This window comes from Natronosalvus amylolyticus, from assembly GCF_024298845.1.
Classification (GTDB): Archaea; Halobacteriota; Halobacteria; order Halobacteriales; family Natrialbaceae; genus Natronosalvus; species Natronosalvus amylolyticus.
Genome location: NZ_CP101156.1, coordinates 597,362 through 622,548 on the forward strand (window position 1 = coordinate 597,362; position 25,187 = coordinate 622,548).

The 25,187-nt window shown below is 58.4% G+C and carries 24 protein-coding genes and 2 pseudogenes; 16 read left to right on the forward strand and 10 right to left on the reverse strand.

All coding sequences use genetic code 11. The features are described from left to right. The first annotated feature begins 104 nt into the window (after window positions 1-104). Window positions 105-695: an AsnC family transcriptional regulator gene (locus tag NLK60_RS02855; RefSeq protein WP_254809389.1), complete on the forward strand. Its 591-nt coding sequence runs from the start codon at window positions 105-107 to the stop codon at window positions 693-695. A gap of 274 nt (window positions 696-969) precedes the next feature. Then, a complete protein-coding gene (locus NLK60_RS02860; RefSeq protein WP_254809390.1) occupies window positions 970-1,602 on the forward strand; it encodes a uracil-DNA glycosylase family protein in 633 nt (210 codons plus the stop codon). Between the two features lie 33 nt (window positions 1,603-1,635). Here the strand turns inward: NLK60_RS02860 and NLK60_RS02865 are convergent, their stop codons facing one another. The 3 genes from NLK60_RS02865 to NLK60_RS02875 form a co-directional block, all read right to left on the reverse strand. Continuing rightward, entirely contained in the window at window positions 1,636-2,991 is a 1,356-nt protein-coding gene (locus tag NLK60_RS02865) for a J domain-containing protein (protein WP_254809391.1), read from the reverse strand. Between the two features lie 345 nt (window positions 2,992-3,336). After that, window positions 3,337-3,612, reverse strand: a complete 276-nt coding sequence (locus NLK60_RS02870) for a PadR family transcriptional regulator (protein ID WP_254809392.1) — start codon at window positions 3,610-3,612, stop codon at window positions 3,337-3,339. A gap of 267 nt (window positions 3,613-3,879) precedes the next feature. Next, window positions 3,880-4,209: a winged helix-turn-helix domain-containing protein gene (locus NLK60_RS02875; RefSeq protein ID WP_254809393.1), complete on the reverse strand. Its 330-nt coding sequence runs from the start codon at window positions 4,207-4,209 to the stop codon at window positions 3,880-3,882. 465 nt (window positions 4,210-4,674) lie between these two features. On the opposite strand from NLK60_RS02875, the gene NLK60_RS02880 reads away from it, so the two are divergent. Both NLK60_RS02880 and NLK60_RS02885 read left to right on the forward strand, forming a co-directional pair. Further along, window positions 4,675-4,866, forward strand: a complete 192-nt coding sequence (locus NLK60_RS02880; protein WP_254809394.1) for a DUF7563 family protein — start codon at window positions 4,675-4,677, stop codon at window positions 4,864-4,866. 330 nt (window positions 4,867-5,196) lie between these two features. Continuing rightward, the gene (locus NLK60_RS02885; RefSeq protein ID WP_254809395.1) at window positions 5,197-5,715 is read left to right on the forward strand and encodes a DUF7344 domain-containing protein; all 519 of its coding nucleotides are present in this window, start codon (window positions 5,197-5,199) and stop codon (window positions 5,713-5,715) included. A gap of 434 nt (window positions 5,716-6,149) precedes the next feature. Here NLK60_RS02885 and NLK60_RS19640 read toward each other — a convergent pair. The 6 genes and pseudogenes from NLK60_RS19640 to NLK60_RS02905 form a co-directional block, all read right to left on the reverse strand. After that, window positions 6,150-6,509, reverse strand: a pseudogene (locus NLK60_RS19640) (CARDB domain-containing protein); the annotation flags it as partial. 2 nt (window positions 6,510-6,511) lie between these two features. Continuing rightward, window positions 6,512-6,922, reverse strand: a complete 411-nt coding sequence (locus tag NLK60_RS19645) for a pentapeptide repeat-containing protein (RefSeq protein WP_425499072.1) — start codon at window positions 6,920-6,922, stop codon at window positions 6,512-6,514. 253 nt (window positions 6,923-7,175) lie between these two features. Further along, window positions 7,176-7,697, reverse strand: a pseudogene (locus NLK60_RS19650) (DUF7282 domain-containing protein); the annotation flags it as partial. Window positions 7,698-8,019: 322 nt separating this feature from the next. After that, window positions 8,020-8,508 (reverse strand): helix-turn-helix transcriptional regulator, encoded by a 489-nt coding sequence (locus tag NLK60_RS02895; protein WP_254809397.1) that lies wholly within the window; start codon window positions 8,506-8,508, stop codon window positions 8,020-8,022. Between the two features lie 506 nt (window positions 8,509-9,014). Continuing rightward, window positions 9,015-9,365 carry a hypothetical protein gene (locus NLK60_RS02900; RefSeq protein ID WP_254809398.1) on the reverse strand — a complete coding sequence of 117 codons (351 nt, stop codon included), beginning with the start codon at window positions 9,363-9,365 and terminating at the stop codon, window positions 9,015-9,017. A gap of 190 nt (window positions 9,366-9,555) precedes the next feature. Further along, a complete protein-coding gene (locus NLK60_RS02905; RefSeq protein ID WP_254809399.1) occupies window positions 9,556-10,584 on the reverse strand; it encodes an NAD-dependent epimerase/dehydratase family protein in 1,029 nt (342 codons plus the stop codon). 162 nt (window positions 10,585-10,746) lie between these two features. Here NLK60_RS02905 and allB point away from each other — a divergent pair, with 162 nt between their 5' ends. After that, the gene (gene allB, locus NLK60_RS02910) at window positions 10,747-12,108 is read left to right on the forward strand and encodes an allantoinase AllB (protein ID WP_254809400.1); all 1,362 of its coding nucleotides are present in this window, start codon (window positions 10,747-10,749) and stop codon (window positions 12,106-12,108) included. Between the two features lie 17 nt (window positions 12,109-12,125). Here allB and NLK60_RS02915 read toward each other — a convergent pair whose 3' ends face one another. Continuing rightward, on the reverse strand, window positions 12,126-13,193 hold the full coding sequence (locus NLK60_RS02915; RefSeq protein ID WP_254809401.1) for a quinone-dependent dihydroorotate dehydrogenase: 1,068 nt from the start codon (window positions 13,191-13,193) through the stop codon (window positions 12,126-12,128). Window positions 13,194-13,466: 273 nt separating this feature from the next. On the opposite strand from NLK60_RS02915, the gene NLK60_RS02920 reads away from it, so the two are divergent. From NLK60_RS02920 to NLK60_RS02970, 11 genes are all read left to right on the forward strand, one after another. Continuing rightward, the gene (locus tag NLK60_RS02920) at window positions 13,467-14,510 is read left to right on the forward strand and encodes a monovalent cation/H+ antiporter subunit E (protein WP_254809402.1); all 1,044 of its coding nucleotides are present in this window, start codon (window positions 13,467-13,469) and stop codon (window positions 14,508-14,510) included. Then, window positions 14,507-14,788: a cation:proton antiporter gene (locus tag NLK60_RS02925; RefSeq protein ID WP_254809403.1), complete on the forward strand. Its 282-nt coding sequence runs from the start codon at window positions 14,507-14,509 to the stop codon at window positions 14,786-14,788. Before NLK60_RS02920 ends, NLK60_RS02925 begins: the two co-directional genes overlap by 4 nt. Then, window positions 14,785-15,186: a monovalent cation/H(+) antiporter subunit G gene (mnhG, locus tag NLK60_RS02930; protein ID WP_254809404.1), complete on the forward strand. Its 402-nt coding sequence runs from the start codon at window positions 14,785-14,787 to the stop codon at window positions 15,184-15,186. The genes NLK60_RS02925 and mnhG overlap by 4 nt, the downstream gene beginning before the upstream one ends. After that, on the forward strand, window positions 15,183-15,722 hold the full coding sequence (locus tag NLK60_RS02935; protein WP_254809405.1) for a DUF4040 domain-containing protein: 540 nt from the start codon (window positions 15,183-15,185) through the stop codon (window positions 15,720-15,722). Before mnhG ends, NLK60_RS02935 begins: the two co-directional genes overlap by 4 nt. Next, window positions 15,722-16,246 carry an MnhB domain-containing protein gene (locus NLK60_RS02940; RefSeq protein ID WP_254809406.1) on the forward strand — a complete coding sequence of 175 codons (525 nt, stop codon included), beginning with the start codon at window positions 15,722-15,724 and terminating at the stop codon, window positions 16,244-16,246. The genes NLK60_RS02935 and NLK60_RS02940 overlap by 1 nt, the downstream gene beginning before the upstream one ends. Next, window positions 16,239-16,628, forward strand: a complete 390-nt coding sequence (locus NLK60_RS02945) for a cation:proton antiporter subunit C (protein WP_254809407.1) — start codon at window positions 16,239-16,241, stop codon at window positions 16,626-16,628. Before NLK60_RS02940 ends, NLK60_RS02945 begins: the two co-directional genes overlap by 8 nt. Further along, the gene (locus NLK60_RS02950; protein ID WP_254809408.1) at window positions 16,621-18,180 is read left to right on the forward strand and encodes a proton-conducting transporter transmembrane domain-containing protein; all 1,560 of its coding nucleotides are present in this window, start codon (window positions 16,621-16,623) and stop codon (window positions 18,178-18,180) included. Before NLK60_RS02945 ends, NLK60_RS02950 begins: the two co-directional genes overlap by 8 nt. Further along, a complete protein-coding gene (locus NLK60_RS02955) occupies window positions 18,180-20,156 on the forward strand; it encodes a proton-conducting transporter transmembrane domain-containing protein (RefSeq protein WP_254809409.1) in 1,977 nt (658 codons plus the stop codon). Before NLK60_RS02950 ends, NLK60_RS02955 begins: the two co-directional genes overlap by 1 nt. Then, complete coding sequence (locus NLK60_RS02960) at window positions 20,153-22,003, forward strand: Na(+)/H(+) antiporter subunit D (RefSeq protein ID WP_254809410.1); 1,851 nt, start codon at window positions 20,153-20,155, stop codon at window positions 22,001-22,003. The genes NLK60_RS02955 and NLK60_RS02960 overlap by 4 nt, the downstream gene beginning before the upstream one ends. A gap of 420 nt (window positions 22,004-22,423) precedes the next feature. Further along, on the forward strand, window positions 22,424-23,683 hold the full coding sequence (locus NLK60_RS02965) for a glycosyltransferase family 2 protein (RefSeq protein WP_425499062.1): 1,260 nt from the start codon (window positions 22,424-22,426) through the stop codon (window positions 23,681-23,683). Further along, window positions 23,680-24,825 carry a DUF354 domain-containing protein gene (locus NLK60_RS02970; protein WP_254809412.1) on the forward strand — a complete coding sequence of 382 codons (1,146 nt, stop codon included), beginning with the start codon at window positions 23,680-23,682 and terminating at the stop codon, window positions 24,823-24,825. The genes NLK60_RS02965 and NLK60_RS02970 overlap by 4 nt, the downstream gene beginning before the upstream one ends. Window positions 24,826-25,187 lie beyond the last annotated feature (362 nt).

Here is a 25,187-nt window from a genome sequence, read left to right on the forward strand (position 1 = left end):
CGTCGTGTGAGTCGAACCAATATCGATGAACTGACCAACGGAGAGGAAAATTCGACACACGTTAGAGACGAAAATTGTAAAGGGGTACAGACCAATTTGTGCGTATGCGAACGCTGGATGAAACGGACCTCGAGATACTGCGACTGCTCGTCGAAGATGCTCGACGACCGTACAGCGATATTGCTGAACAGGTCGGAGTTTCGCCACCGACGGTTTCGGACCGAATCGATAGACTGCAAGAGCTGGGAGTTATTCAGGGGTTCAGTGTCGATATCGATCGCACAACTGTCTCGAGTGGCACCGAATTACTCATTGATATCGAACTCGATCCGACGATCGATAACCGCGTTGCAGACCGGTTTGGCGCAATCGAACACGTCGAGCACGTGTTCACGACGGCAGACTGTCGATTACTCGTTTTGGCGACCGTGTCTCAGGACCGTGTTCGTGACCTCATCACGGAAGCCGTCGATCTGGAACTCGTTCGTTCGTACACCGTCCAACTCCTGACCGATCGGCAGTGGACGCCGACCGTCGGGTCGACCGATCTGGCACTTGCGTGTGATGAGTGTTCGAACACCGTGTCGAGTGACGGGGTTTCGACCGTTATCGACGATACCCGGTATCACTTTTGCTGTCCGACCTGCCAGGCAACCTTCGAAGATAGATACACCAGCCTGAGCGAATCTGCCTGATATCGTTCACATATGGCCCCTCGCAATCGGAGCCAGTAGTCCATTATCACCCAACAGTAAGAGATTGGGGGGCTGTGACCGATCGATTGTTGGCCCCTCCTGAAGGCACCCACCTCGAGCAAGCGGAGAGCGATTTTGCATCGTTCGGAACTCGTGGAGATGGGCGCCCACTCGAGTGGCCCGTCAAAATCCCGATTACGGTGAGCCTTTCCGCGTCTTCGCCCTCCGATACGGGTTCAGCACCGTTATTTATCGTGACGACATCTGGTAGTTCGTGGAGAACGTTACCGAGCGAACGAGTAACCCATTCGGGATGCGACCGCCTTTCGAACGACAGGACCCTGGTAGTCACGTGGCCGTTTTCGGATATGGTGACGCAAACGCCGACTTTCATCTCATCGGTGATCACCCCGGTATCCACGGCGGCGAGCGAACTGGCATCCCGTTTACCGGTACCCGCACGGGCGACATCCTCCTAGAGGTGTTTCGTGAACTCGGATTCGTCAGCGGCGACCGTAATCAGCCACTGCTTTCGAATCTGTTCGCCAATTACGTTCACATGTGTAGTCTGCCGAACGGACGAGATCCCACGGTGGCCGAATACGACGAACTCGAACGCTACTTCGATGCTGAACTGCGAGCGATAAATGCACACATCCTCTTGCCTGTTGGGGAACACGCTACGGACCACGTTCTACGGGAGTACACGACACAGCGCCATCGAATCGAGCTGGCAATGCCACGACTCCACGCCACGGAGATTCGTGGACGCGGGTTTTTGATCGTCCCCGTTCGCGAGCCGGGCGAATGGGAAGACACGGATCGGGAACGACTACGAGCCAGACTCGAGGCAATACTCGAGTCGGATTATCGCCAGACGAAGGGCGTGGCGACTCGCATTGGATAGGTCGTTCGGCGGCCGGGGGTCCAACGATCCGTGTCAGCGACCGAACCGTTTTCTGATACTGGCCCGCAGGGGCAACCCAAAAGCACCGAGGAGCGGGAAAACACCGAACAGCGCTATCTCGAGTGCTAACGTGCTGTACCCGGCGAGGATCACGCCGAAACCGATTGCGGGTGCCAACACACACCCCACGTACAGATACGATGGTGACCAGCCAGGAAGCTGGTGTGTTCGATGGACGATGACGCCGAACAACAGCGGCATCAGGACGGTACCCGTAAGAAGGGGCCCACCGATTACCATCGTCACGGCCGTCAGTGCAATCGCCACGACTATGGTTTCGTCTATCGATACGGGGCCCCAGGTTTCACTTCGCCACCGAATCCGGCCGATGACAACCAGTAGTAGCGAAAGGACGACGATTCCAGCCAAGAGACCATACCATTCTAGTGCTTCAAGTGGTGGGGAAACGAGTTCGACACTCGAGACGAACTGTAACGGTGTCGGAACGCCGTGGCGGCTGGTCGATATCGCCGCCCAGATGGCCCCAATATCACTTCCATGACTTTGCACCTCAGTTACGAGTGCCGTGAGTGTTGCTTCGTGGGCGCGTCCAAAATGGGCAAGACCGGCGAGGTAGATGAGCGTTGCCGCATAAATGAGCGGCCAGGCGAAGTTCTGGTTTCGCCACCACCGGACAATCGCGTTGTCAGTCACTCGGCCGGGTCGTGAACCCGCTGTGGACCGACCCGACTGCGCAAACCCACCGTTCGTTTGTGCATCACCATTTGGTGTTTCGGTTTGCCCCGTTGTCGTCGAACCCGTTCGATTCGCACTCGTTCCGGTCGTCGAGGATGCTGCCGTCGATGTGTTTGCACCTGTGGCACTGCTCCCTGTGGTCGAACTCGTGGATGACGATGCCCTGGATTCACTGCTGGTGGCACTCGAACTCGAGCGACCACTGCTGCCTGACGTCGTTTGCCCGTCTCGTGAACCGGAGTCAGTGCCCGTCGTTCTCGACCGTGATGTACTCCGGGACGCGCTCGAGGTAGTCGTCCGTGATTGCGATCCCCCGCTCGTTCCACCGATCTCGCTGGAGGTACTACTCGATGTGTCATCAGGACGTTTCCAGAGGTCCGGGGAGGGCAATCCAGAGGTCCGTTTTGCAACGTAGTCTTCGTGTCCGAGTCGGTCGTACGCCCGTCGCTCGACGGGGTCTCCCAGGATATCGTATGCCTTTTTTACCGCGGTAAACTGCGCTTGCGCTCTATCATCGTCGTTGAGGTCGGGATGGTAGACACGAACCTGTTCTCGAAACGCCGTCTTGATCTCATCTTGGGACGCGTCATCGGCAACGTCGAGAAGGTCGTAGAAGTCAAAATCATCGGTCATGGAAATCGGGGTCAGGGGCAAGCGGGTGTCGTCTATGTAGACGTTTTCGTGGGATACCTTATAACTTCAATATCTCGATTCGACTCTGTCGGTGAGTGCTCACTCGAGTGCTATGGGTATTTCGGCCGAATTATCAGTAAACGAAACAGAACGACCGATAGTAGCCAGTGAAACGAACCCCCACCGATCACGACGCCGTCCTGCGATAGGGTGTGCACTGACTGTCACTGGCTACTAGCGCTCTGCGGACGTCGAAGGGATGGCGAGCCGGTATATCTGTCCCTGTTTGGGAGCCATACCGTAACCAATACTTGATGGGCTACGGCTCCAATCGAAAACCTGGCCCTACACGTCGACGTACTGTTCTTCCCACTCGCGACGCTCGTCGATTCGTGCCAGGCCCTCATCGGTAATAGCGTAATAATTCGTCCGACGGTCGAGTTGCCCCTTCTCGACGAGTTCTTTGTTGACGAGTGTATCGAGATTCGGATACAGTCGCCCGTGATTAATCTCGGAGCTGTAGTATCCTTCGACCTCTTCTTTGACATTCTGGCCAGACGGTCGGTCCGCCCCGGCAATTACGTACAACAGGTCACGCTGGAATCCGGTCAGATCGTGCATTGCTCAATCACATGGACCGTTCCGTTGAATGGATATTTGTTATCCGCATCATACAGCCGTGTACCGATCGATTTTGAAAAGCGATGTGAGCAGTTTCACATCACTACACCTGACTACCATTGACGGAACGATCGACCGGATTAATCACGGAAGTCGCTCCGAGGCCTCTCCAGCGTCTTCGATCGTTCAGTTGTCGCTGTGCGCAAAAGATCCGTACTCCCCCAACTCGGCGGCCACCCTTGGGCGTAATGACAACCGTATCGATACTCATTCACCAGCAACGGTCGACACGTCGATACCGTTTTGGCCGATTGTAACCTGGACGTGATCGACGGTTGCCTCGTAGGCGGTCGTATGCGTTCCGTTTTCCTCGAACCGTATACACTCCGCCAGTAGTTCACTCTCGAGCAGATTGTTGATTCGGCGATAGACCGTTGCTGAGGAACAGTCTGCAATCTCGGTAAGCTCTTTGGCTGTTTGTGGGCCGTCACTGGTTGCAATCAGAATGGTACGTGCGCATTCGTCCCCCAGTACGTTGAGTTTGGCCATGGTATCGACGGTCGATTCTGCTGTGACGTTGTTTGCGTGCGTTGACATGGATTGAATCACCCTCTGAAACGGTTGGGCGCAGTATGTGGAACGAGCCTGCGGCCGTGAGTTGGCCTCAGTATGTTCCAGTCACCTGCCTCGTAGGCCGTATGGGTATTTTATAACGGACATCCTTACAGAGTGGAATGCTGATCATTACTCCCAGAAACCGCCGATTTCGAACGAGTAATTACTGATTTCGTCACGCCCTATTGGGTGCTTATACCGTGAACTGGAGAAAAAGCAGGTGAATTCAGTGAGATGAATTTCCAAGTTTCCGTCCGGAGACACCGGAGTGTCCGGGTGTAATCGAATCCAAACACCTGCAAGTGCGATGTTACTACGCGCTTCCGGGACAGACTCGAGTGAACAAACGTTCGCCTTTATTCAGATCTGGCTGCCTCGATTTCATACTGCTCGGGGCCAGCCACCCGGCGGCACTCGAGTACACGTGACCAATGGATATCTCTACACATGAACTCACCAAAACACACCTGGACGCCAACTGAATCGAAATCGACGGGAACACGCTGTCGCAACTGTGGCACACACGTCACCCAGCAGTTTGCTCGCGTGTTTGGTGATAACGGCGATGTCGTCCACGGTTGCCCATCGTGTACGACGTATCGGGAAATGCAATCGGGTGGCCACTTGCCAACACGCTAACGACGTCGCGGAGACATCGTCCTGAAATCGTACCAGGATTTACATTTTGATAACCTATAGTCGCCAGTGACAGTCAGTGCACACCCTATCGCAAATGGGCGTCACGTTAGGTGTGTAAATCGTTTCACTGGTCACAGTATTCGTGAGTGCTACGCCAGATTCGAATCCGCTATTCTGGCTTTTCATTCTATCCATCCAGGATTAAGTCAGCCACAAGCACATAGAACATCTTACATCAGCTTCAAATGGGCTGTAGTTGAGTATCAGAGTGTTACGATGGTAGGTGGTGGACTGTTCGATAGCTGCTGTGGGACAGAGAGTTGCTAAGATATGTCACTACAGCAACGCCGTTCTGATACGCTGGCCGAAAGCGAAATTTTCCATATTCTCGGGAACGATCGACGTCGAGCGATCGTCCAACTACTCGCGTCTGAACCCGGGCAGGTTGACGTGTCAGCAGTGGCCACGGCGATTGCGTCCCAGGAAGTTGGGGAAGACGTCTCGAGTAACGAGAGCGAGACGGTACCGAACAATCTGTACAAGAGCGTCTACGTCTCGCTGCAACAAACCCATCTCCCGCAACTCGAGGAAGACGACGTCATCTCGTACGATTCGTCGGCGAAAACGCTTCGACGGGGAGAACAGTTCGACGCCGTGTATCAATACGTTGACGGAGAGCACACAAACGACAAACAGCTCATGCTCTCCCATCTCTCCCTCAGTGTTCTCGGCCTGGTCGTGATCGTGCTCGCGGGCTTCTCTCTCCCCTTCAGTATCGATCCGGTGCTCTCGAGCGTACTACTGTTCTTGCTGGTCGGTGCGAGTAGTTTGTATCGACTGTTAACGTAATCGGTGTGTTCTCTCGTAGCTACTGGAACGGTTCACATACCTATCACGGCGCCGTCTTGTGAGAGTGTGTGGACGTCATTTTCAATGGCCACTGTAGGAGATCCCGAACCTGCACCTCCGAGTAGACTCGACTGTGCACGTCCGGTGCCGCTCAGGACGCAACGTTTGGGAGAAGACGGGTACTCACCGTCGAGTGGCATGGTATTAACCTTCACACGCGTCTGAAGACATGGGCATGCGCCCGCACCATATACCAATTCAGACTGCAATTTCTTTTCGACGTGCCACTATAGTAGCCAGTGAACGTCAGTGCACACCCTATCGCAAGCGGGCGTCGCGGTAGGTGTGTAAATCGTTTCACTGGCTACTATAGGTGGCCTCCACCACGTTTCTGCCAAAGAAATAGCGAAGGACGTCACCCGATCAGCTGACGTTCACAGGGGTGACAGTGCGCCGATCGGAACGAGTCGGTCCGCTTCGCCGTTGTCGTTTTCGTCCATGTCGTCATCAGCTTCTTCGTCTTCAGCTGCCTCGAGTGTGATGAACGCCACCTGACCGAACTCGTCGGTCAGAACCATGTGGACGTACTCACCTGGCTCGATATCAGCCGTATCTACTTCGAAGGTCACCGTTTCACTTTCCTCAGGTCCGAGTGTGAGTGATTGTGATTCGACGAGGTTCCCTTCGAGTCTGAACTGAACGTCCTGGGTCGCTTCCTCATCAGTCGGGTTGGTGATGGTTGCAGTCACCGTAATGACGTCGCCAACAGTCGCATTTTCGGGTGCCTCGAGGTCATCTACGGTGAACGACTCCGTTTCTTCGACGTCCTCTTCAGGCTCGTCCTCCTCGGGTTCGTCTTCCTCGGGCTCGTCCTCTTCAGGCTCGTCCTCTTCAGGTTCGTCCTCTTCAGGTTCGTCCTCCTCAGGTTCGTCCTCCTCGGGCTCGTCTTCCTCAGGTTCGTCTTCCTCAGGCTCGTCTTCCTCAGGTTCGTCTTCCTCAGGCTCGTCTTCCTCAGGTTCGTCTTCCTCAGGCTCGTCTTCCTCAGGTTCGTCTTCCTCAGGTTCGTCTTCCTCAGGCTCGTCTTCCTCAGGTTCGTCTTCCTCAGGTTCGTCTTCCTCAGGCTCGTCTTCCTCAGGCTCGTCTTCCTCGGGTTCGTCGACATCGACTTCCCCGTCGAGGATTTCCTCGAGACGGTCGAGGTCCGCATCGTCACCGATAACGAGTACGTAGACCTCAGCGTTTTCGATGACCAGTTCTTCGATCGTTAGATTCTCGATGATGACGAAGGTTGCCTGCGGTTGAACGATTGCGACACCGTCCTCGACGGCGTCATGATCCGGCTCCATGATGACCGTCTCATCATCTTCGGGTTCTTCTTCCTCGGGCTCGTCTACCTCAGGCTCGTCCTCTTCAGGCTCGTCCTCTTCAGGTGCTTCGTCTTCCTCGAGTGTAACGACTGCGTCGTCAGTCACCGGTTCGCCGTCTTCGTCCACGTATGGACCGTCTTCCTCACCTTCGGTTTCGACGAAGTCGTATTCCTGGTTATCGTTGGTATCCAGGTGCGGCATCGCGATCAACGTCTCACTCTCCTCGAGTGGCTCGTCGAGTTCGATTTCGACGTTTTCGTGGGTGCCTGCCTCGAGATATTCGGAGACGCCGATGACGCTCTCGATCACGTTCCCAACGAGCAACGAACTGTCGTGAATCGTGACGAAGCCACCCTCGTCCATGGTGACTTCGTCGACGACAACTGTTGTCCCATCAGTGGTTTGGTCGCTAAACGTGACACTTGCGGCCGGCTCTGCGACCGCATCGTCATCCTCGTCTGTATCTGTATCGTCCGGTTCATCGTCGTCGTTCGAATCGTCCTGTGCCGAAACAGTCGTCGGTGATGCTACTGCGGCCCCCGCCACCATGGCGACCCCGCTACACAGTACCATCAGCGCGACGAATGCAACGACGAGTTGTTTCCGTGTGCTCATGTATCTCGTGCCTGTAAGGCGTCGGAGAATAGACGAAATATAGTATAAAGCGGGCAATCCCTTCCGGCCGGTAACGAAATACTGGACTGTACAGTGGCTCGTTCACCCTCCGAACAGTATCGAAAAGCCTCATTGGGATGAGAGTCACTCGAGCGTTGCTTTCAGTGCCATCGACGGGTCCGGTTGCTGTTGCTGTGTTTCTCTGGACGACGACTCACAATGTAGCGTCGATGGCCGACAGGTTGCAAGCGCTCGGCGAGTCATGAACAGTACCGACAGTCCGAATCATACGGTCTGTTGTATCTTTTCCAGGTAAACCGTATCAGTCCGTCCGCTTCATTTCACTCGAGGTCGAAGAATCACTGGATCGAGAGAGTTGCGGTTCGTGGCCACGAATACAGACGAGGTTCTCACGCCCGAGTCGTAATTTCGTGACCTGGCCGTCCTTCTCCAGTTCGCTCAGGAGACGGCTCACTTTCGCTTTCGACCAGTCGACAGAGTCGACGATAGCAGACTGTTTCATCCGCCCACCGTTATCCCGGATGAGTGAACAAACCAGTTCCCTGTCCGTCTTGACGGGTTGCTGATCCGTGTGGCTGCCGGTCTCGCTTTTTGCTCGTGAGAGTCGTTTTTTCACGTGCAACGAACCACCCAGCACGGCCAGGGCTACAATCCCGACCAGGGCTGCCAAATGGGATCGACGATCGGTCTGTAAAATGAACTCGCTGGGCAGGGCAAAGACCCCGGTAACGTCGGTCCAGACCCACGCGGTTTCGAGGAGGAATACACCGGCAATCTGTATGGAATTCATGGAAACTGAATAGTGGACGGTGCTCGAGTGACAGTTCGTCAGCATCAAACGACACGTGGCACCTAAATCATTTTTATAAGGGAGGCAGGTTGTACTCGGAAAGTGAAAGTGGAAATAGCGGGAAACTCACGGTCGACAGTTGGTTATCAGAGGTCGTCGCGGCAACTCGAGTTAACACCTTTCGAATGGCCATCGTAGTAGCTATCGTAGCCAGTGAAAGTCAGTGTACACCCTATCGCAAGCGGGCGTCGCGTTAGGTGTGTAAACCGTTTTAAGCCCATCTATATCCGCCATTTGGAACGATTCAATGGCAAACACGCATCTACAGAAGGCGAGTGCCTCGGGGTCGTTCGGCTGATCTTGATCTTCCGTGACTGAGCGACGCAAAGCTTCGCGATGGCCGCGAAACCGATGGTTTGGCTCGATGACGAAAGACTCGAGGTTTTTTCAACCACTTGCCCCCGAGGTACTTCACGAATGGCAGGGTGATCATCTCCGCTCTCGTTTCAGGTTGGAACACCGACGGCGTCGAACGTTGTAACACCGACAACCGCCAGGAGCGTCAACACGATCAGCACGCTGAGCCAGGCGACCAGCGTGATGAGGAGCGCCCGAATCCATCCCCCAGGATATCGAGCATTGATCACCGATAAATACGCCAGGAACACGAGTATCGGGCCCAGAAATGGTATCCGGCCGAAAAAGAAGCCGACGACACCCCAGACGAGCGCACCGAATAACGCCGTGACGATAGCGTAGGTGTAATCCGTCGTGTCGACGATGGCTCGAGCGCCGACGTAGATACCGAGTGCGCCGATCAAGAGGCTAACGACGAAGACGATGATGCTGTTCAGCATACCCCGCGTTCTGTGATCGTTGACAGTAACTAATGACCTCCTACTCGAGGAAGCATATAGTAGCCAGTCAAAGTCATTGAATACGCTATCGCAAGACGGCATCGCCGGAGCGGTCTAAATCGTTTTGTTGGCTACGACAACTTGCCCGACCACGGACAACCGCACCGCGAAAAAGATACAGCAGACCGTTTCAATCGTCTGACCGGCCAGTTCCTGCCGAGGTATACTCATCGCCGGCCGGCGGAGACTGTTCGGACTCACCGTCGGTTCGTCGCCTGTACTCCATCCGCTCTAATCCCGTCTCGAGGTCGATGCGAGCCTCGAAGTCGAGTTCGCGTTTACAGCGGGTCGTCGATGCAACGCTGTGGCGGATATCACCCGGCCGGGGAGGTTTGTGTACGATCGGGGAGTCGGAACCGGTTACAGCCGAAATCTTCGACGCCAGCTCGAGAATCGAGGTAGCAGTCCCCGACCCAACGTTCAGCGACGGTGCGTCGACATCGATGCTCGCCGCACGAACGGTTGCCGTGACGACGTCGTCGACGTGAACGAAATCGCGGGTTTGCTCACCGTCGCCTTCTATCGTAATCGGTTCACCAGACCGTGCCTGCTCGAGAAAAGTCGAGATGACCCCGCTGTAGGGGCCTTGCTGTCTGGGTCCATAGACGTTAAAATACCTGAGTGCGACGGCCTCGAGGTCGTAGCACTCCCGATAGACACGAGCGTACTGATCGAGCGCCAGTTTCTGGACGCCGTATGGTGACGTCGGTCGCAACGAATCTCCTTCAGCAATCGGTACGTTCGTCGGATGGCCGTAGACGGCCGCACTCGAGGCCAGCACGACTCGCGCGTCTTCGATTCTGGCCTGTTCGAGCACCGAGTGGGTCGCCTCTATGTTGACGGCGTGACTCGCCCGTGGCTCGTCGATACTCTGTTCGACGCTCACGATGGCAGCGTGGTGAAAGATGACGTCGACGTCTCTAGCCGCTCGCTGGAGCGCAATTTCGTCTCGAATATCACCCTCGATGAGGGTTGCGTCCTCGTGGACGTGGTCTCGAGTGCCGGTCGAAAACCGGTCGAGTACACGAACGTCGTTGTCCGAAACGAGCGTGTCGACCAGGTGGCTGCCAATAAAACCACCGCCGCCGGTGACGAGAATTCGTTTTCCCTGGAGTGAGTCGGCTTCGTGGGCCGATCCAACGTTCCTCTCGGGTTTCATTGACGCTGGCAACTGGGGGGCGGCGGTTTAGTATGAAGGACGTACCGACCGAAGCTCCTCGAACTGCAAGACTTATGGCACCATTGCTGTCAGATCTCCCACTTTGGTGGCCGGTGAGAAGCCAACAGAAGCTATTTGATCGGTCCTTCGGAAGGGTGCACAATGACAGTTGATCTCGTCGTCCGCAATGGAACGGTCGTCACACCGGCCGGCCGAAGCGCGGACGCAGGCATCGCTATCGACGGGGAGACCATCGTCGCTGTCGGGCAAAGCGACCAGCTACCCACAGCAGACCGCGAAATCGACGCCGAGGGGAACGTCATCGTTCCGGGAATAGTCGATTGTCACATTCACAATCGCGAACCCGGTCTCGAGTACAAAGAAGACTGGGAGTCAGCAACGCGAGCGGCCGCTGCAGGTGGAGTCACCACGGTAGTCGGTATGCCAAACACGGATCCCATCATCGACCGACCCGAACACCTGCAACTGAAATTCGATCGTGGTGAGGCGTCGGCTCACGTCGATTTCCAGAGTTACGTGGTGGTTACCAGCGACAACCTCTCGTTGATTCCCGACCTCGACGAGGCTGGCGCGCTGGGGTACAAAATCTTCCTCGGCTCGACCGTCGGTGATGTGCCACCGCCGACCGATGGCGAGATTCTCGAGGCGATGGAACTGATCGAGGGGACGGGCAAGCGCCTCGGTTTCCACGAAGAAAACGGCGAAATTGTCGACCATTACACGACCCAGTTCAAGGCGGCTGGAAAAAACGAACCGATCGATTTTGCCCACTCGCGGCCAGTGATTGCCGAACGGGAGGCTATCGAACGGATGCTCACCTTCGCCGAGGAAACCGGCGCCAAGGTACATATGTATCACGTCTCCTCCGGATCAGGTGCGGAAGCCGTCGCCCGCGGGAAAGACCGTGGAATCGACGTCACGGCCGAAACCTGTCCGCACTACCTCTGGTTTACCGAGGACGTGTTGCGAGAGAAAGGCAATGTGGCTCGCATTCAACCACCGATTCGCGATGCCGACCAGCGAGACCGTCTCTGGACAGCCCTCCAGTCGGGCGCGATCGATTGTATCGCGACTGACCACGCACCACACACTGACGAAGAGAAACTGGTCGACGACCCATTCGGCAACACCTGGGACGCAATCTCGGGATTCGTCGGCCTCGAGACCGAGGTCCCGGCGCTGTTGACTTTCGTCGACCAGGGGAGACTGACGCTCGAGGAGTGGGTCTATCACCACGCCACCCGTCCTGCACAGGTCTGGGGAATGTATCCTCAAAAAGGCTCGCTACAGGTCGGTACCGACGCCGACTTCACCATCGTCGACCCCGAACACGAGTGGACACTCGAGGACCGGCACACACTCCACTCGAAAAATTGCGTGACACCGTTCGAAGGCGAGACCTTCACCGGAAAAGCGACGACGACGGTGGTTCGAGGCGAGGTCGTTTATCAGGACGGTTCGGTCGTCGGCGAGTCCGGATTCGGCACTCGAGTCGACGTCTGATCGGATCGTAAGTCGGTTTACTCCTCGAGATCCGCTCCAATCGCTGTCTCAATCGAGGCAAACCCGTCTCGCTCGAGCAGTTCGACCAGCCCTTTGTTGATCTCGCGGGCGGTCGATGGGCCGTTGTAGACGAAACCGGTGTACAACTGGACCAGCGACGCACCAGCCCTGATCTTCTCGTAGGCGGTTTCGGCCGAGTCGATGCCGCCGACGCCGATGATCGGCAAGTCGGTGTTCGAAGCTAGCAACTCGATGACGTGCGTCGACTGCTCGCGGAGGGGTGCACCACTCATACCACCCCATTCGTCGCGTTCAGGGGCTTGCAGTCCTTCTCGACTGGTCGAGGTATTCGTCGCGATCAGTCCGTCGACACCGTGTGATTCGACGATGTCGAGTAACTCGAGGATCGAGTCGTCGGGTGAGTCGGGGCCGATCTTGACGAGGATCGGGACCTCGAGGTCGTTTTCAGCCTCGATGGTTTCGAAAATCGCCTCGAGGTGTTCGGGCGAACTCTCGTCGAACGTATCGGGCGTGTTCGGACAGGAGACGTTCACGACGACGTAATCGGCGAACGGGCTGAGTCGAGAAAAGACACGTCGGTAATCCTCGATTGCTTCCCGTTCGGTCGAGGGGTTCATTTTGCCGATGTTGACGCCGAGTGGGACACCTGGCGTAGAGTCTGCGAGGAGGCGCTCTTTGACCGCTTCCATGCCGTCCCCGTTGAATCCCATGCGATTGATCATCGCTTCGTCTTCCTGTAGACGGAACAATCGGGGCTTTTCGTTACCCGTCTGGGAGTACGGCGTGACCGTGCCGATTTCGACGAAGCCGAATCCCAGTGCCTCGAGTGCGTGGGTACACTCAGCGTTTTTGTCGAACCCAGCGGCGACGCCGACCGGATTCGGAAACTGGGTGCCAAATCGCTCGAGTTCCAGCGCGGGGTCTTCGTACTGATAGACCGAGCGAAGGGCTTTGCGCGTCGGCCAGGTGGACTGCCCCAACCGAAGCAATCGCTTCCCAAGGGTATGAGCCAACTCTGGCGGGAGTCGAAACGCCAGGGGCCGAAGGCGAGAGTAGCAAGTCATTGGCTGAACTGGTTCGTGGACGTACCTAAAAGAATCGGACCGAGACCAGCGTGCATGACAGCTAAATCAATATTGTGACGGTGGATATCTCCTCGAGTGATACCGGAGTGCTGAATAGGTACATGAATGTTCGTTCGGAATCCGAAACAAGCGTCGGTCCAGACGCCTGTGTTCGGAAGATAACGAAATAGTTTTCCTACGACTCCCGCATGAGTCGACTACCAGACAACAGAGCCATGAGTAACGTATTTCCGCCGAGTGGAGGGATCTTCTGTGGGGGTTGAGCGACTGCTCATCCCGCTTTCTCGCTCGGCAACTGTCCGCCAAACAGTGGCCTACGCCGTCCAGTCCGGGCTCGAGTCGTCGCCCGAAACACTGTCGTGTCACCTCGTCGTCGCCGTGCCCTACGAGGCTGACGTGCCAGAAGAACAGGCAGCTCTCGAGGAAGCGCGCGCCTTACTCGAGCGAGCGGTCAACTGGATCAACGAGGACGCCGAAGGGTCCGAGACGACAGTCGAGTGTGAAACGGCTGTCCTCGGGGGTGGGGAGTACCTGTTCGGTCCGAAAGACTACGCCAGAACGTTCCAGGCGTACGCCGACGAACACGATATCGACCGACTCGTCCTCGACCCGGAGTACCAGCCAGGTGCAACTGCACCGATCTTACAACCACTCGAGCGAGAGTTGGCACGCTGCCCGTTGCCGTTTACCGAAGCGCCGGTCGAACGGCCGGCACAGCACGAGCGCCTGACTGGTACGGCGAGCTGGAGCCGTTTTCTCTCGCTGTTCGGCATCTCGTTTGCATTTTATCTTATTCTGGGCGATCCAACGTACTGGTTCGACCTCGTGACGGGAACGGCCGTCGGTTTGATCGTCGCCCTCACCCTTTCACACGTGACGTTCTCGACGGCTCCGACGTTTCCGCAATCGCCGATGCGGGTCCTCAGATTAGTCGTCTACGTGCCCTATCTCATCTTCGAGATCATCAAAGCGAACATCCTCATCTCGCTGGTCATCTTGCGGCCATCGATGCCGATCAATCCCCGAATGACCCAGGTGAACGCCCGCGTTCGAAGCGGGCTCCCGCTCCTTGCGCTCGCGAACAGTATCACCCTCACGCCCGGCACGCTCACCGTTCGGGCTAACGACCAGCGACTGCTGGTCCATACGTTGATCGACGACGCTCGAGAGGACCTGTTCGATGGCGGTCTGGAACGTGCCATCAGGTTCGTGTTCCACGGCCGCGAGTCGGCGAGGATCCCGACGCCTCGAGAACGCGGCGATACGGAAGTGCTCAACGGGGGTGCTGAAGAGTGATCCCGACCGACATCAACGAAATATTTGTGTTCGCTGCCGCGATTTTCGTCCTCATCGCCATCGCGATGTTCTATCGGGCGGTGGCGGGACCGACGACCCAGGACCGACTCCTCGCGGTGAACGTACTGGGGACGAACACGGTCGTTATTCTGGCACTCCTCGCCGCGGGGCTCGATCAGCCATGGTTCCTCGATATCGCCCTGATTTACGCCTTGCTTAACTTCCTCATGGCGGTTGCCATCTCGAAGTTCACCGTCGAACGAGGTGGGGTCCTGTGATCGAAACCGTCCGCTTCTGGGCCATTATCGTCTTGCTCGCACTGGGTGTCTTCTTCACGTTCGTCTCCGCAGTCGGCGTACTCCGGTTGCCGGACGTGTACGCCCGCGCTCACACCGCATCTCAGACCGACACGCTCGGCGCGGGACTCGCTCTCGCCGCCGTCGCGCTCGCACTCGGGTGGCAACACGCGACGGTCTACACCGTGCTGTTGTTGTTCTTCGTGTTCATCACGAACCCCACGGCAGCACACGCAATCGCCCGCTCTGCAGCCGAGATGGACATCCAGCCCTGGACCGCAGACAGCGGGGATGACGAGGCCGGAGCCAACCTCGAAGCGGATGGCGGATCGTCACTCGAGGATTCAGCAGACGGCCACAACGGGGGTGATACCCGATGAGCCTCGTCGCCTATACGCTCGTCGCGTTTATTCTCGTCACTGCCGTGGCGACCGCGCTGTTCCGCGACGTACTCTCGGCAATCGTCGTCTTCGGGGCCTACAGCCTGGGGATGGCGATTCTGTATACGCTGTTGCTCGCTCCTGACGTCGCCATGACCGAGGCGGCAATCGGGGCCGGCGTCACGACGATACTGCTCCTATTGACGATCGCACGAACGACCAGGCCGAGTACGGAACGGCTGTTCGAGCCGATCAACGTGCCCGCACTGTTCGTCGTGACCGCGTTCGTCATCGTTCTGGTCACGCAGTTGCTCCCAGAGATGTATGCCGTCGGTGACCCTAACGCCCCGGTCTGGTCGAACCCCGAGGTCACCCAGGCCTACCTCGAGCAAACCTATCGTGACACGGGTGTACAAAACGCCGTGACCGCCGTACTCGCGGCGTATCGAGGGTTCGACACCTTCGGCGAGGCGGTCGTCGTCTTCGCCGCTGGTATCGCAACCCTACTCGTATTGAAACGGGAGGTGTTCGCCTGATGGCCGATAAACGGACGACCGGGTACGAAGACACCTATACCGAGAGCCAGGTCATCCTGACGGCGGTGAAGATTATCGCTCCCTTCACGCTGACCTACGGGATGTTTATGACGCTTCACGGAGCCGACACCCCTGGCGGAAGCTTCCAGGGTGGTGCGATAATCGGCGTCACGATACTCATGTTGGCGTTCGCCTTCGGCATCGAACCGACGCGCCAGTGGCTCAAAAATAGCGTCATCGTCTCACTGGTTGCCGGCGGCGTTGCCATCTTCGTCGGCGTTGGGCTCGCGACGATGGCACTCGGTGGCAACTTCCTCCAGTACGAACTGTTCGACACCGAACTCGGGATTCCAGACGGCACCAAGTGGGGGATGGAAGCCATCGAGGTTGGCGGTATCGCCCTCATCGTCGCCGGCGTGGTCATCACGCTGTTTTTCGCGACGGCCGCAGGCTTCACTCCCGAGGGACGGAGCTACAGACCGGATTCGACCGACTCGGACGACGAGGTGATTTCCGATGATTGAGTTGCTTGCCACTCGCTATGCGTATCTGTTGATGTTCGTTCTGCTAGGTGTCGGTCTCTACATGACCATCGCCAGCCAGAACCTCGTAAAGAAACTGATCGGCGTCAACCTGTTCCAGACGGCGATTTTCCTGTTCTTCGTCGCCGTCGCCTACGTCGAAGTTGATGGTGAACCGGGTGGATCACCGGTCGTTCCAGCCACCGAAAACCCTGCCTCGAGCGACCTGATCCTCGCCAGTCCGTTGCCACACGTAATCGTTCTGACCGCGATTGTCGTCGGGATTGCGCTCACGGCGGTTGGACTGGCGTTGATCGTCCGTATCTACTCGGAGTACGGAACGCTTCGAGAAGACACCCTCCGGGAGGTGCGTGCCGATGAGTAGCGTCGAACTGCTGCCGGCGTTGCTAGTCGTGGTTCCGATCCTCCTGGCGACGGTGCCTATCGCGCTCGGACTGCGTTACGATCGGACCGGCTGGTCTGTCACGCTTGCGACAACGGTTGGCCTGTTCGCTGGGACTGTCTACCTCGCGACGGTCGTCTACGGCGGGTCGGGAACGAACCAGGAAGTCGCCGTCATCCATGAACTCGGTGGCTTCACCGCACCGATGGGCATCGAACTCGTTGCGGACACGCTGTCGACGATGATCGCCTTGTTGGTCACCGGAACGGCACTCGGTGTCCTCGCGTTCACCCGCGTTGGCGGCCCGCGTGGAAACACGTTTTACAGTGGCTATCTGTTGCTCGTCGGCGGCCTGCTCGGACTGACCATGACCGGCGACGTGTTCAACATGTTCGTCTTCCTCGAGATCGTCGGCCTCGGCAGTTACGCCCTGATCTCGAGCGGGAGAGGTCCGGAAGCGGCCGTTGCCGCCCTCAAGTACCTGATTATCGGTACCGTCGGCGCGTCGATCTACCTGATCGGTGTTGGCTTCCTGTTCATGGCGACGGGGTCGCTGAATATGCTCGACCTGGCGGCTACGGTCCCCACACTCGAGGGACAGAATCTCCAGCTCGCTCGAGCGGCGTTCGCGTTCATCTTCGTCGGCTTCGCGATCAAAGTGGCCCAGTGGCCGCTACACAGCTGGCAACCGGATGCCTATCAGCACGCCCCTGATGGCGTGACGCCGCTGATTGCGGCCCTGGTCTCGACGGTGTCGGCGTATGCGCTCGCACGCCTGCTGTTCACCGTGTTCGGCGCTGAGTTCATCGCTTCGACCCCCTATGCGAGCGAAATAATCGTCACAGTGGGTGCCGTCAGCGTCGTCGCCGGCAGCACCCTCGCCGTGATTCAGACCGACGTGAAACGGATGCTCGCGTACTCTTCGGTCTCACAGTTTGGTCTGATCGTGGCTGCCTACGGTCTGCTCACCGAGACGGCACTTGTCGGCGCGCTCATCCACCTCATCGGCCACGGGCTGATGAAAGCCGGCCTGTTCATCGCCGTTGGAATCATCGCGATCGGCTACGGTGCTCGGACGGTCGATGCATACGCCGGTCTCGCCGGCGAGCGCCCGTTCGTGGCAGGTTCGATGGCCGTACTCCTCATCGCCTTGGTCGGAATCCCGCCATCGATCGGCTTCATCGGCAAGTGGTACATCGCCGTGGGTGCCATCGAGGCCCAGTCCTGGCTCGTGGCAGGCGTCATCTTCCTCAGCACCATGTTGACGCTCGCCTACGTCGCCCGTCTGCTCGAGCGGATGTACTTTACTCCTGCCTCAGCGCTCGAGGCTGGCCACGAAGACACCGCGACAGTTGGCCACGCCGTCACCGATGGGGGAACCGCAACGGTGAGGGGTACTCGAGTCACGATCGGGATGCTCGCCATCGTTATTTTCGTCGCGGCGCTCGCGGTGTTCCTCGGCTTTGCCGGGGACGCGTTCTTCGCGTTGCTCGAACCGTTCGTCGAATCTGCTGACCTGGAGGTGTCTCCCTGATGTCTGAAACCGTCGTTACTGACCTGCGACCGCTGGCTGCCGTACTCGTCTCGGCAATCGCCGTGGTCTTCATCGTCGCGTCGTATCGCTACCCGAACGTTCGTGAGGGGTGGTCGGTTCTGGCTGCACTGGCCAAATTCGCCATCGTCGCCAGCATGTTACCCGGCGTGATGAACGGCACCGTGTATAAATGGAGTTTCGCCGAGGCAACCGGCCTCGATTTCGTCGCAGGCGTCGACTTCGCCCTCCGGGCGGACCCGCTCGGAATGCTCTTTGCCTTGCTCGCGAGTTTCCTCTGGATCTTCACCTCGTTTTATGCGGCAGGCTACATGCGCGGACTCGACGAACACGCCCAGACCCGGTTTTTCGCCGCGTTCGCCGCCAGTCTCTCGACGGCCGTCGGCATCGCCTTCGCCTCGAATCTCGTCACCATCTTCATCTTCTACGAACTGCTCTCGCTGGTGACCTACCCGCTCGTTGCCCACAACGAAGATAGCGAGGCACGGATTGCCGGTCGGAAATACCTCACCTACACGTTCTTCGGCGGCGGGGTGTTCTTACTCGCCGGAACCGTCCTCGTCTACTGGCTGACAAGCTCGGCCAGTGGGACGGACACGGCCACCCTCGAGTTCCAGGCTGGTGGGATCGAACTCCTCACGGAGGCCGCAGCGGCTGACCCGGCAATCGCTCAGGCCGCGTTTTACCTGCTGATTGCCGGCTTTGGTGTCAAAGCAGCGGTCATGCCGCTACACTCCTGGCTCGCAGACGCGATGGTTGCGCCGACCCCCGTGTCCGGACTCCTCCACGCCGTGGCGGTCGTCAAGTCCGGGGCCTTCGGGGTTGCCCGCGTCTATCTGGACGTGTTCGGCCTCGAGTTCCCGACGGCGTATCCACTTTCGGTCCCGGTGGTCGGCGACGTGCCACTGAACATTCCAGTGGCGATACTGGCTGCCTTCACGTTGACGGCGGCGAGCATCATCGCGTTGCGAAAGGACCACCTCAAACGACGGTTAGCGTACTCGACGACCGCACAGCTCTCGTACATCGTGCTGGGGCTCTCGATGCTGCATCCCATCGGCGTTCTCGGTGCCTTACTGCACATTCCCGCACACGCGTTCGGGAAACTCACGCTGTTCTTCTGTGCCGGTGCGATCCACGTCGAAACCCACACCGACTACGTTAGCGAGATGGCGGGTATCGGCAAACGAATGCCACTCACGATGTCGGCGTTCACGCTCGGCGCCGCGAGCATGGCGGGCATCCCGCTGCTCGCCGGCTTCGTCAGCAAGTTCTATCTGCTCATCGGTGCTGCAAGCGGTGCTGAGGTCGCGGTGTACGGCCTCGAGGCGACCTGGCTGTGGATTTTCGCGGCCTCGCTCATCGTCTCCGGCGTGCTCAACATCGCGTACCTCTGGCCCGTCGTCTACACCGCGTTCTTCGAGAGCGAGGATCGACACGACGCCAAACCAGTGTTCGAGTTCCCCGCAGGCGGCGAACGGAAATCCTACGGCGTCCTCGAGGGCGAACGGGATCACGACGTGGCCCCCGACGGCGGTCCGGACGACGATGTCCGGAAAGACCGCTACGCAGTCGACGAAAACCCGAGTGACGCAGACGTGCCGTTCGGGCCAGGTTCGGGCGGTTCGACGGCTGCCGGCGAAACTCCTGTCGCTGCCAATCACGATGAAACTGGGCACGAAGACAATGGGAACGACCACCACGATAGTGCGATGAACGAACCCCACGAAATTCACGACGACGGTCACCACGACGACCATCACCACGGCGGCGCACCGCAAGGTGGTTGGGAACGACGCTCCGCACTCACCTTTAGCGAAAGTACCTGGCTCATGTTGATGCCGATTACCATCATCGTCACCGGGGCCGTTACCCTCGGGATTCTCCCCGATTACGCGGTCTTCCTCGAGCTGGCTGATACTATCGTTGCCGGGGTTACCGGGGAGGGGGTACTATGACCGAAGTCGATGCGGTGACGGCTATTTATCCGCCACTACTGGTCTTCGCGACGGCACTGTTGGTACTGGTTATCCCCCGAATCCTCGGTTTTGCCCTCGGTGCGGTGAGTCTGGCTACCGTGACCGTCATCGCGTACGTTGCCCCCGAAGGCGGGCACATGGCGATGACGTTCCTCGGATTCGACGTCCAGCCGTATCTCGTCGACGAGTACACCCGATTCGTCGCCATCGGACTCGGCTTCCTCGGTACCTTCGCCGTCGTCTACGCGTACTCGAGCGAGGCGTCTCGAGGGATGGCTGCGTTCGCACTCGCGTACGTCGCCAGTGCGCTCGGGGCCGTCTTCGCCGGCGACTGGCTCGTCCTCGTGTTCATGTGGGAAATCATGGCCGTGACGAGCACGCTGCTCGTCTGGCACTTCGGGGGCGACGCTGTCCGCGCGGGCTATCGCTACGCGCTGGCTCACGGGATCGGTGGCAGCCTCGTCCTGTTCGGGGTCATCGCTCACTACGCCCAGGCGGGGACGTTCCTCTACGGACAGGGCGTGGGCCTCGAGCAGACGTTCATCACTGGCGGTATCGCGACGGGTATTCCCGCTCTGCTTGCCGTCCTGGGTATCGGCGTCAACGTGGCCTTCATCGGCTTTCACACCTGGCTGCCGGATACCTACCCCCGACCACACCTGGCCGCGTCGGTGTTCCTCGCCGCGTTCACGACAAAGACGAGCGCATACGTCCTGTTGCGTGCGTTCCCTGACGGGCACATCTGGCTCGCGTACATGGGCGGGTTGATGGCCGTTTACGGCGCTGGTTTCGCGCTCCTCCAGCACGATATGCGCGCCCTGCTTTCCTATCACATTCAGGCCCAGCTGGGGTACATGGTCGCCGGTATCGGCATCGGATCGGCCATTGGGATTGCCGGCGCGATGGGACACCTCTTCAACAACGTACTCTACAAGAGCCTGCTGTTCATGGCCGTCGGGGTCGTCATCTATCGAACGCGAGAGAACGACCTGTACAAACTCGGCGGCCTCTGGCGAGAGATGCCACTGACGGCACTCGCCTTCTTCATCGGCGCGCTCTCGATTACCGCCGTACCTGGGTTCAGCGGCTTTATCAGCAAGGGGATGGTGTTCGATGCAGCAACCGGTTACTTCGGTGGGACCGAGCACTGGCCGCTGTTCGTGCTGTTGTTCATCGGCGGCATCGGAACGTTCCTCTCGTTCATCAAACTGGGATTCTACGTCTTCTTCCACGGGGAAAGTGACCGGGAGGTCAGAGATGCCAAAACCGGACAGACGACCGCCATGCTCTCTGTCGGTGGCGCCTGTGTCGTCCTCGGGCTGCCAGCCGTCGGCTGGCCAATCTTCACCGACCTCCTCCCGGTCATCGACGGTACCCAGTTCACCGGCCCGGAGGGGCTCGAGACGCTCAACCCCTACAGTATGGGCCACCTGCAGGACGCTGCGCTCTTGCTCGGTATCTCGGCAATCGCGTTCCCGATCATCCGGAAACCGCTCTCGAAGCTCGATTTCCGTGATCCGGCGACGTACGTCAACCCTGTCGGCTACAGACTTGGACGGTGGTCGATGCTCGGCGTTACCGAACTCTTCGCTGCCGTCGACCGAGCCGCTGTCGGACTGGTACGGACGTGCTACTGGGCCGGAAACAATCCCGTACGCGCTGTCGGGGCCGTTGTGAATCGTGTACCCGATAGCGTGCTCGAGAGCGATGTGTTCGAAGCCCGTGACGGGAAATCTCCCTCGACACTGTCCTTGCGGGCCACTATCGGGATGACCGTCTTGATGGTCACGGTGGTGTTAACGAGCATGCTCTTGCTCGTGCTCTGATACGGTTTACTGTCGTCTCTTACCGACCCCGTATGGGTATTCACCGGTAAAAAGTTACAGCAGACCGTATGAAGAGATTGTTGTAACTGAATAGCGGTCGGCGACCCTACCCTCGTGATCAGGATGCGACAATGGATCCAATAACCCGGTTCGTTCGAGACACCAGGGTTCCCGTGAGCGAATCCGAACTGCCAGGAGTGTCTTGTTTTCTCATCGTGTCGGGAGACAGTACGCTAATCGTGACCTACACCGAGTGCATGGGTCGCATAACAATGTCCGAACGAGCGCTTGAAAGTCCTAGATGAGACACACGGCTACCGAATGTGAACAACCGACGTTTCGCCCGCTCGAGGCAGGTGACGGCGTTCAGTCGACACGCCCGAGCGTGAGGGGGTGACCGTCGTGTACCGAGAACACACTGTGGGGGTGGTGGTTCCAGCGTACAACGAGGCCGGATTCGTCGGGGAGGTACTCGAGACGATGCCCGATTTCGTCGACCGCGTCTACGTGGTCGACGACCGCTCGACGGATGGAACCTGGCGAGAGATTTTGTCGGTTGTCGACCAGGAGATGGATGACCCTATCGACGGAGCGACAACGACAAATCGTCCGGCAGAATCACCAGTTACGGGTGCCGTAACCGATGGTGGGTCGGCGACAACGGTTTCCTCGGACGAGCGAGACGGGGCAGGTGAGCGGCCCCCATCGAGTAAGACGGTCTCTGAGGTGACAGAGGACGATTCGGGCACGAAAGATGTGGCCACTGATTCGACGTCGGCCCAGGGATCGTCAGCTGCTGTGAACACTGGTGAGTCCGCCACCGAGATGGCTTCGACCGAGTCCGCCGCTGAACCGACACCCGAAGCGTCGACCGAAGCTGACACTGTGGAAACCACGACTGTTCCACGCATCATCCCGATACGACACGAAGTCAATCGCGGGGTCGGTGGTGCAATCAAGACGGGATACGAACACGCACTCGAGGACGAGATCGACATCGTTGCAGTGATGGCCGGGGACGGGCAGATGGACCCCGAACAGTTACACCGACTCCTGGACCCCATCGTCGACGGGGAAGCCGCATATGCCAAAGGCAATCGACTCGGCCGAAGTGAGGAACACGCCTCGATGTCGAGCTGGCGGCTCTTTGGCAACGTCCTGTTGACAATCTTGACGAAAATCGCCAGCGGCTACTGGGAGATGATGGATCCACAGAACGGCTATACGGCACTGTCGACCTCGGTTTTGGAGACGGTCGATCTCGAGGGGCTGTACGAGGAGTACGGGTTTGCAAACGACTTGCTCGTCGAACTCAACACCGCAGGCTACCACATTGCCGACGTCTCGATGCCAGCAGTGTACGGCGACGAACACAGCCACATCGAGTATCGAACGTTCGTCCCACGGTTGTCCTCCCTGTTACTGTTCGGGTTCTTCCGACGGTTGCGCCGTCGCTACGTGGTCCGGGAGTTCCATCCGATGGTCTGTCTGTACGGACTCGGTATCGTCGGGTGGCTGCTCGCCACGGCAGGCGTCACCCGGGCCATTGCTCGACGCACCGACGACGAGAGCGGGCGATCCAATAGCGTGTTGTATGGGTTTCTAGCGTCGATCTGTCTCGCCGTTGCGATGGTGTACGACCGTGAGTATAACGACGGCAGCGTGGTGAGGGTCCGATGAAAGTCGTCGTCACTATCCAGCACCCAGCACACGTCCACTTCTACAAGTACGTCATCGACGAACTCGAGGCCCGCGGGCACGACGTGTACGTCTTCGCCCGCGAGAACGACCTTGCAATCCCCTTACTCAACGCCTACGGGATCCCACACGAGGTGCTGGCTGGCCCACAAAACTCCCTTTCGGAACTCGTGCAGGTGCAACTGTGCTACGAACTCCGTTTACTCGAGCGAACTCGCCGAATCAACCCGGACGTCATGACCGCTATCGGTGGCGTGGCGGTCTCCCACGTCGCACCACTGGTCGGCGCCCGAAGCGTGGTGTTCATCGACAACGAAGGCACCAGTTCACATCGAGTGACGACCCCGTTTGCCCACGTGGTCGCGACCCCTCGAAATCACGATGTCGAGTACGGCTCCAATCACGTCAGATACGATGGGTTCCACGAGCTGGCCTATCTCGATCCGGCGTATTTCGAACCCGACCCCGAGCGGTTACGAGCAGCCGGCGTCGACCCCGACGAACGGTATTTCGTACTCCGGTTTCGGAAGTGGGACGCTTTACACGACGTCGGTGAAGCAGGCCTCTCACTCGAGGGCAAGCGAACGCTGGTGTCGGTACTGGCCGAACACGGTACCGTCTACATAACGAGCACGGACCCCCTGCCCGAGGACCTCGAGCAATACGCGTTACCGGTTTCCCCGACGCACATCCACGACCTCTTGTATTACGCTGACTGCTATGCTGGTGACTCGGCGACGATGGCAACTGAGGCGGCCTTGCTGGGTACGCCGACCGTTCGCATCCAGTCCTTCGCCGCACGAGGGACAGACATGACCAACTTCATCGAACTCGAGGAGACCTACGACCTGCTACGGTCGACGGCCGACGAAACCGAGGGGATCGAACTGGTTCGCGAAATCGTCGCCGACGACCGAACACCCGAACGCTGGCGGAGCCGTCGTGAACGCCTGTTCGAGGAGAAAATCGACGTCACCGCGTACGTTACGGAGCTCCTCTGTGCCCAAGGTGGTGCCCGGACGTATTCGGCACTCGAGCGAACGCAAACGAAAGCGCCGCCAGAAGGGGAACCGTCGCCCTCCACACAGCCGACACAGCCCGATATCACGGCGATGGACGACTGATAGATATCACAGCGATGGACGACTGATAGGTTTCGTCGTGGCGGTGGACGTTCGGTCCGGGGTGGTCGCTGACCGGTACTCCATCGATTTTTGCGTCTTTACAGAATTACAAGGCGAACGCCGCGGGGCTTGACCCCCGAGGCACTTCACAGCCGTGTGATGATTTCCGTCTGACGTCGTGGGAGTTCGTCGTCTCCGATTCAGGGGTGTACTCGAGTACAAATATAGTAGCCAGTGACAGTCAGTGCACACCCTCTCGCAAGCGGACGTCGCGGTAGGTGTGTCAATCGTTTCACTGGCTACTATAGAAGTGGCTTCCACAGTCTGCACTGGTAACCGTTATCCAGTTTCGACCAGGGATC

Bases quoted from the DNA above. Each gene is read 5' to 3' on its own strand.
- NLK60_RS02900 (WP_254809398.1), bottom strand. From the start codon at position 9,365: ATGCTGAACAGCATCATCGTCTTCGTCGTTAGCCTCTTGATCGGCGCA.
- NLK60_RS02955 (WP_254809409.1), top strand. From the start codon at position 18,180: ATGTCTGAAACCGTCGTTACTGACCTGCGACCGCTGGCTGCCGTACTC.
- NLK60_RS02865 (WP_254809391.1), bottom strand. From the start codon at position 2,991: ATGACCGATGATTTTGACTTCTACGACCTTCTCGACGTTGCCGATGAC.
- NLK60_RS02970 (WP_254809412.1), top strand. From the start codon at position 23,680: ATGAAAGTCGTCGTCACTATCCAGCACCCAGCACACGTCCACTTCTAC.
- NLK60_RS02870 (WP_254809392.1), bottom strand. From the start codon at position 3,612: ATGCACGATCTGACCGGATTCCAGCGTGACCTGTTGTACGTAATTGCC.
- NLK60_RS02905 (WP_254809399.1), bottom strand. From the start codon at position 10,584: ATGAAACCCGAGAGGAACGTTGGATCGGCCCACGAAGCCGACTCACTC.
- NLK60_RS02940 (WP_254809406.1), top strand. From the start codon at position 15,722: ATGGCCGATAAACGGACGACCGGGTACGAAGACACCTATACCGAGAGC.
- NLK60_RS02875 (WP_254809393.1), bottom strand. From the start codon at position 4,209: ATGTCAACGCACGCAAACAACGTCACAGCAGAATCGACCGTCGATACC.
- NLK60_RS02855 (WP_254809389.1), top strand. From the start codon at position 105: ATGCGAACGCTGGATGAAACGGACCTCGAGATACTGCGACTGCTCGTC.
- NLK60_RS02935 (WP_254809405.1), top strand. From the start codon at position 15,183: ATGAGCCTCGTCGCCTATACGCTCGTCGCGTTTATTCTCGTCACTGCC.
- NLK60_RS02950 (WP_254809408.1), top strand. From the start codon at position 16,621: ATGAGTAGCGTCGAACTGCTGCCGGCGTTGCTAGTCGTGGTTCCGATC.
- NLK60_RS02945 (WP_254809407.1), top strand. From the start codon at position 16,239: ATGATTGAGTTGCTTGCCACTCGCTATGCGTATCTGTTGATGTTCGTT.
- NLK60_RS02960 (WP_254809410.1), top strand. From the start codon at position 20,153: ATGACCGAAGTCGATGCGGTGACGGCTATTTATCCGCCACTACTGGTC.
- NLK60_RS02915 (WP_254809401.1), bottom strand. From the start codon at position 13,193: ATGACTTGCTACTCTCGCCTTCGGCCCCTGGCGTTTCGACTCCCGCCA.
- allB (WP_254809400.1), top strand. From the start codon at position 10,747: ATGACAGTTGATCTCGTCGTCCGCAATGGAACGGTCGTCACACCGGCC.
- NLK60_RS02880 (WP_254809394.1), top strand. From the start codon at position 4,675: ATGAACTCACCAAAACACACCTGGACGCCAACTGAATCGAAATCGACG.
- NLK60_RS19645 (WP_425499072.1), bottom strand. From the start codon at position 6,922: ATGCGGACCTCGACCGTCTCGAGGAAATCCTCGACGGGGAAGTCGATG.
- NLK60_RS02885 (WP_254809395.1), top strand. From the start codon at position 5,197: ATGTCACTACAGCAACGCCGTTCTGATACGCTGGCCGAAAGCGAAATT.
- NLK60_RS02895 (WP_254809397.1), bottom strand. From the start codon at position 8,508: ATGAATTCCATACAGATTGCCGGTGTATTCCTCCTCGAAACCGCGTGG.